Origin of the sequence: Rhodococcus sp. BS-15 (assembly GCF_000813105.1) — a bacterium.
In the GTDB taxonomy this organism is placed as follows: Bacteria; Actinomycetota; Actinomycetes; order Mycobacteriales; family Mycobacteriaceae; genus Rhodococcoides.
In genome coordinates this window covers 1-5,930 of record NZ_BAOX01000294.1, presented here as the reverse complement: position 1 = coordinate 5,930, position 5,930 = coordinate 1, and the positions used below count along the sequence as shown (strand labels likewise).

Genomic DNA, 5,930 nt, shown 5'->3' with positions numbered 1-5,930 from the left:
TCCGCGACCTCCGCCGCCCGCGCGACCGCCGCGGCCCCTGCTGTGCGGTGCGTGCCAGCGGTCCATCGAGTCGAGGGACTGACGTTGTTTGACGTGCCGGACGAGTTCCCGATCGACGACGACCTTCTGACTGCCGTCCGCCGACTGGGCGCGCGTGTCGAACAGATCGAACAAGCGGCGGCCCACCATGATGTGCTGCGAGAGGGGCACCGGACGGTTCTCGTCCACCACGACCGAGGTGTCACCGCGAACCGTGCTCATCCAGGCACCGAACTCCTCGGCGTTGCTCACCGTTGCCGACAGGCTGACCAGTCGAACGTCGTCGGACAGGTGCAGGATGACCTCCTCCCACACCGCGCCTCGGAATCGGTCGGCGAGGTAGTGCACCTCGTCCATGACGACGTGCGAGAGCCCCCGCAATGCGTCCGAGGATGCGTAGAGCATGTTACGCAGCACTTCGGTCGTCATGATGACGATGGGGGCATCGGGGTTGATCGACGAATCTCCGGTCAGCAGCCCGACCGTGTCACGCCCGTACCGCGCGGTCAGCTCGGCGAACTTCTGGTTGCTCAGCGCCTTGATCGGGGTGGTGTAGAAGCACTTACGTCCGGCGGCGAGCGCCAAGTGCACCGCGAACTCGCCGATCACGGTCTTGCCCGCACCGGTGGGGGCACAGACCAGAACACCGTGACCGTTCTCCAGGGCGGTGCACGCATCCACCTGGAACCGGTCGAGGGGGAAGCCGAGCTCTGCCGAGAAGCGTTGCAGCTGGGTGGGTCGGGGGCTTGTCCCCGTATCGACAACCGTCTCGGTCATGCGATCGACCCGACGGTCCGACCGAGGTCAGATCGTGTCGTCGTACTGTGCCTGTGCTCGGGTCGCGGTACCGAAGCCGTTGGACGGCGGTGTCGGAGCGACGGCATCCGGTGACTCGATCGAACCTGCGCCGTCGATGCGCGTTGCTTCGTCATCTGACACATCACCCCATTCGTCTCTTCTCTTGCGCAACTTACGCTTGTCGTGAATTCGCGCAATCTGCACTGCCATTTCGAAGAGCACCGTCAATGCCAAGGCCAATGCCAGCATCGAGAACGGGTCCTGCCCCGGAGTTGCGATGGCCGCGAAGACGAACAGCCCGAAGATGAGACCTCGACGCCACGCCTTGAGTCGCTCGTAGGTGAGTACGCCGACGAAGTTCAGGGCGACGACCAGCAACGGAATCTCGAAGCTGACGCCGAAGATGATGAGGAGGTTGATCAGGAATCCGAAGTACTGATCGCCGCTGAGGGCGGTGATCTGCACGTTGTCGCCGATGGAGAGCAAGAAGTGCAGGCCCTTGGCGACCACGTAGTAGGCCAGGACGGCTCCGGCGACGAACAGCGCTGCCGCTCCGGAGACGAACGAGACCGCGTGTCGCCGTTCGTTGGCGTACAGGCCCGGGGTGATGAAGGCCCAGATCTGATACAGCCAGATGGGGCAGGCCATGACGACGCCCGCGGTGAACGCGACCTTGAACCGCAACAGGAACTGATCGAACGGTCCGGTCGCCAACAGTCGACACTGGTCGTCGTTGCTCAGGTTCGCGCGCAGGCTGGGGTCGAGTGTGCAGTAGGGCCCCCGTAGGAGGTCGCCGAGGCTCTCGACGCCGAGGATGGTGTGCGAGTACCAGAAGAACCCGAAGGCAGTCGTCAGCGCGACGGCAACCAACGACCACAGGAGCCGGGTTCGCAGCTCGTACAGGTGATCGACCAACGACATCGTGCCGTCGGGATTGACTCGGCGCTTGCTACGCCGCGGATCGAACGGAATGCGCATGGTGTTCTACGGTCAGCCTTCTTCGGTCGGACGACGGCGATAGGCCGTCACCGACAGCAGTGAACCTTCGGTGCCACCTGGCACCGAAGGCGTGCTGAGCGGCCTTGCGCTCAGGCAGACTTGGCGTCGTGCTGGGTCTCGCTGGTCGGCTGCACGACCGGCGCGGGAGAGGGCAGCTGAGCGGGAGCGGTCGGCTGCTGCGCCGTCGCAGTGTCGGTGTCGGACTTGCCGTCGTTCTGCATCTCCTTCACCTCGCTCTTGAAGATGCGCAACGACCGGCCGAGTCCGCGAGCAGCCTCGGGCAGCTTCTTGGAACCGAACAGAATGATGACGACCACCGCAACGATGGCCCAGTGCCAAGGACTGGTGAATCCCATGCGAACCTCCTACAGATCAGATGAACCGAGCGTACCCGACCCCGGGTGCCGCCTCCGGCAGCGGCGGGTGCCGGTTTGCCCCGTGTTCATGTGGCGACGGTGCCGTTCGCGCTGGTGGCGTCTAGCTCGGCGTACGCATCCAGGGCAGAGCGGGCTCGATCGCGGACGGAGTTCACCAAGGATTCAGGTGCCAGTACCGTGACGCCGCCACCGAAGCCCAAGGTCAATCGCGTCATCCACTGCAGCGTCGCGAACCGCATCGTGACCACGATCGACCCGTCCGCATCCGCGGCGACCTGGGTCATCGGGTAGTAGTCCAGGATCCAGGTGAAGGCAGGCGACACCTTCAACCGCGCCTGAGACAGCGAGGGATCGTCGTTGAAGATCTCGAAGGCGTCCTCGTCCTGCACCGATTCCGGCGGCGCGGCGGGTTCGTCGAGTTCGGTTGCCGAGTCGATGCGGTCGAAGCGGAACAGCCGAACTCCCTCGGCGCTTCGGCACCACGCCTGGACATAGCTGTTGTCGTCGACGACGACCGTCCTGATCGGGTCGACGGTCCGCTCGGTGACGACATCCCGCGATGCGGAATAGTAGGTCAGCTCCAGAGCGTGCCGATGACGCAGCGCAGATCGGACGGTGGCGGAAACCGGGCCTTCTTCCGCACCTGCGCCGTCGTGATCCGACGAGAGTGGCACGTTGGCCGCCGCCGAGCCCGCTGCGGTCTCGATCTTCGCGATCGCGCGCTGAGCGGCGGACGGATCGACCATGCCGGGCATCGAGGTCAGGGACCGCAGTGCAACCAACAGGGCCGTCGCCTCGGTCGACGTCAGGCGTAGCGGTCGATCGATTCCGGCCGAGAACGTCACGTCGATGCTCTCCTCGGAGAAGGAGAGATCGATGAGATCACCCGGGCCGTAGCCGGGCAGACCGCACATCCAGAGCTGATTGAGATCGGCCATCAGGGTCGCCGTCGACACCCCCAGCTCGCGCGCGGCCTCCTCGGCACTCAAGCCGGGATTGGCCATGAAGAACGGCACCATGTTGAGCAACCTGGCCAGCCGAACCGACAGTCGTGCGCTCATCGCTCGTTCTCCACGTCGGCCGCCTTCTGCAGGGTGGAGATCACGTCGGCGCGCAGTTCCGCGGGTTCGAGCACCACCGCATCCGCGCCGTGACCGGCGATCAACCGCGAGACCCAATCCCAGGACCGCACGGGAACCTCGACGACAGTGCCGCTGCGGGTGCCGAGACTCTGCACGCCGACCACCGTTCCCATTCTGCGCAATTCCAGCGCCCTTCCGTCCTGTAGCCATACCCGGGCCGTGCCCGATACCGAGGACGTGCCCGCCACTCGACGGACGATGTCCTGCAGATCGACGCCGTCGGGCTTGCGGACGCTCTGCGGGGTGCCGAACGACTTGACCTCGTCGCCGATTCGGGACAGTCGGAACGTGCGGGTGTCGTCGCGGTCCACGTCGTGTCCCACCAGATACCAGCGGCCGCGAAACGTCACGACACCCCACGGCTGAACGGTTCTGGTGGTGAACGGCTCGGTCAACGACGGGCGGTGTTGGAACCGCACCGACTTGCCGTCGTCGATCGCGGCCAGCAAGGCACCCAGCGCGGGTTCGGAGCCTCGGGTGCGTGCGGGAACCGCGGTGACCGCTGCGGCGGACTCGTTCTGGTCGACCTGAATTCCGGCGGCCCGGAGTTTGAGCAACGCACTCTGTGCCGCGGAGGTGAGCTCCGGCGATTCCCACAGTTTGACGGCGACCGCAACGGCGGCCGATTCCTCGCTGGTGAGGTCGATGTCGGGCAGTTCGTAGGCATCGCGATTGATGCGATAGCCCTCGACGCCACCGAATCTGGTTGCGGTACCGGTCTCCAACGGGACTCCGAGGTCGCGCAGTTCGTTCTTGTCTCGCTCGAACATCCTGCTGAACGCTTCGTGGCTGGTGGAGTCGTCGTATCCGGCAACGCTCTCGCGGATCCACTCCGCGGTCAGGAACTGACGTGTCGACAGCAGACAGATGACCAGATTCATCAGGCGTTCGACTTTGGTGGTGGCCACGACAGTCGAGCCTAGTTGCTCACCGGTGGCCGCAGCGGTAACGACCCGACTGCGTGCGGCGCTACATCGACGCGATCAGCCGTTCCACTCGCTCGTCGACCGAACGGAACGGATCCTTGCACAGCACGGTTCGCTGAGCCTGGTCGTTGAGCTTGAGGTGCACCCAGTCGACCGTGAAGTCGCGACCTGCCTCCTGAGCTGCGTGATGAATTCTCCGCGCAGCTTGGCTCGGGTGGTCTGCGGCGGCAGATCGACGGCCTCGTCGATCTGTTCGTCCTCGGTGACTCGTTTGGCCAGACCCTTGCGCTGCAACAGGTCGAACACTCCTCGGCCGCGTTTGATGTCGTGATAGGCCAGGTCCAACTGCGCGATCTTGGGATCGGACAGCTCCATCGAGTACCGGTCTTGATACCGCTGGAACAGTTTGCGCTTGATGACCCAGTCGATCTCGGTGTCCACCTTCGCGAAATCCTGTGTCTCGATGGCGTCGAGCGTTCGTCCCCACAGATCGACGACCTGCTCCACCTGAGTGTTCGGCTCGCGCGTCTTGAGATGCTCGACGGCTCGCGCGTAGTACTCGCGCTGAATATCGAGGGCGCTGGCCTGTCGTCCCCCGGCGAGTCGAACGGGACGCCGTCCGGTGAGATCGTGACTGACCTCGCGGATGGCGCGAATCGGATTGTCCAGTGCGAAATCTCGGAAGGACACGCCCGCCTCGATCATTTCGAGAACGAGGGCTGCCGTTCCGACCTTGAGCATCGTCGAGGTCTCGGCCATGTTCGAGTCGCCCACGATGACGTGCAGCCGGCGGTACTTCTCGGCGTCGGCGTGCGGCTCGTCGCGAGTGTTGATGATGGGTCGCGAACGAGTGGTGGCCGAGGAGACGCCTTCCCAGATGTGCTCGGCGCGCTGTGAGAGGCAGAACGTCGCAGCCTTCGGCGTCTGGAGTACCTTGCCTGCGCCACAGATCAACTGACGCGTGACCAGGAACGGCAGCAGCACGTCCGAGATTCGGGAGAACTCGCCGGCACGTTGCACGAGAAAGTTCTCGTGGCAGCCGTAGGAGTTTCCCGCCGAGTCGGTGTTGTTCTTGAACAGATAGATATCGCCCCCGATACCTTCTTCTGCCAGGCGTTGCTCGGCGTCGATCAGCAGGTCTTCCAGCACTCGCTCACCGGCGCGGTCGTGGGTGACCAACTGCAACAGACTGTCGCACTCGGCGGTGGCGTACTCGGGGTGCGAGCCCACATCGAGGTACAGGCGGGCACCGTTGCGAAGGAACACATTCGAGCTTCGACCCCACGAGACGACTCGGCGAAACAGATAGCGAGCCACTTCGTCCGGACTCAGCCGTCGATGTCCGTGAAAAGTACATGTGACACCGAACTCTGTCTCGATGCCCATAATTCGTCGCTGCACACTTCGACACTACAACGCAACCCTCGAATCGATGTGTCGGAGCGCCCCGATGTCGTCCGTCCGTGAGGATGCCGTCGCACGTGCCTAGGCTGGGCGTCATGACATCCACGCGTACCTCGATCGCGACGGCCGTCCACGCGTGGGATCTGTCCCTGGTGGCGCGAAGTGCTGCTCTGCGGCAGAGCCGCGCGGACGGTGGCCTGCGCGCCTTGAGCAACGCCGCCGATCACGGCCGTCCTATGGCTCGA

General features: G+C 64.4%; 5 protein-coding genes and 1 pseudogene. All 6 read right to left on the bottom strand.

The features are described 5' to 3' along the window. Positions 1-816, bottom strand: an 816-nt coding sequence (locus RHBS_RS23060; RefSeq protein ID WP_128646504.1) for a DEAD/DEAH box helicase, incomplete at its 3' end; no start/stop codon positions are given. 27 nt (positions 817-843) lie between these two features. Beyond that, a complete protein-coding gene (gene tatC, locus RHBS_RS23055; protein ID WP_128646502.1) occupies positions 844-1,815 on the bottom strand; it encodes a twin-arginine translocase subunit TatC in 972 nt (323 codons plus the stop codon). 110 nt (positions 1,816-1,925) lie between these two features. Further along, the gene (tatA, locus tag RHBS_RS23050) at positions 1,926-2,192 is read right to left on the bottom strand and encodes a Sec-independent protein translocase subunit TatA (RefSeq protein ID WP_121869866.1); all 267 of its coding nucleotides are present in this window, start codon (positions 2,190-2,192) and stop codon (positions 1,926-1,928) included. An 86-nt stretch (positions 2,193-2,278) separates the two neighbouring features. Then, the gene (locus RHBS_RS23045; protein ID WP_121869867.1) at positions 2,279-3,274 is read right to left on the bottom strand and encodes a YafY family protein; all 996 of its coding nucleotides are present in this window, start codon (positions 3,272-3,274) and stop codon (positions 2,279-2,281) included. Beyond that, positions 3,271-4,263 carry a YafY family protein gene (locus RHBS_RS23040; RefSeq protein ID WP_121869868.1) on the bottom strand — a complete coding sequence of 331 codons (993 nt, stop codon included), beginning with the start codon at positions 4,261-4,263 and terminating at the stop codon, positions 3,271-3,273. Before RHBS_RS23040 ends, RHBS_RS23045 begins: the two co-directional genes overlap by 4 nt. 61 nt (positions 4,264-4,324) lie before the next feature. Further along, positions 4,325-5,682, bottom strand: a pseudogene (gene pafA / locus RHBS_RS23035) (Pup--protein ligase). Positions 5,683-5,930: the final 248 nt, after the last annotated feature.

Bases quoted from the DNA above. Each gene is read 5' to 3' on its own strand.
- tatC (WP_128646502.1), bottom strand. From the start codon at position 1,815: ATGCGCATTCCGTTCGATCCGCGGCGTAGCAAGCGCCGAGTCAATCCC.
- tatA (WP_121869866.1), bottom strand. From the start codon at position 2,192: ATGGGATTCACCAGTCCTTGGCACTGGGCCATCGTTGCGGTGGTCGTC.
- RHBS_RS23045 (WP_121869867.1), bottom strand. From the start codon at position 3,274: ATGAGCGCACGACTGTCGGTTCGGCTGGCCAGGTTGCTCAACATGGTG.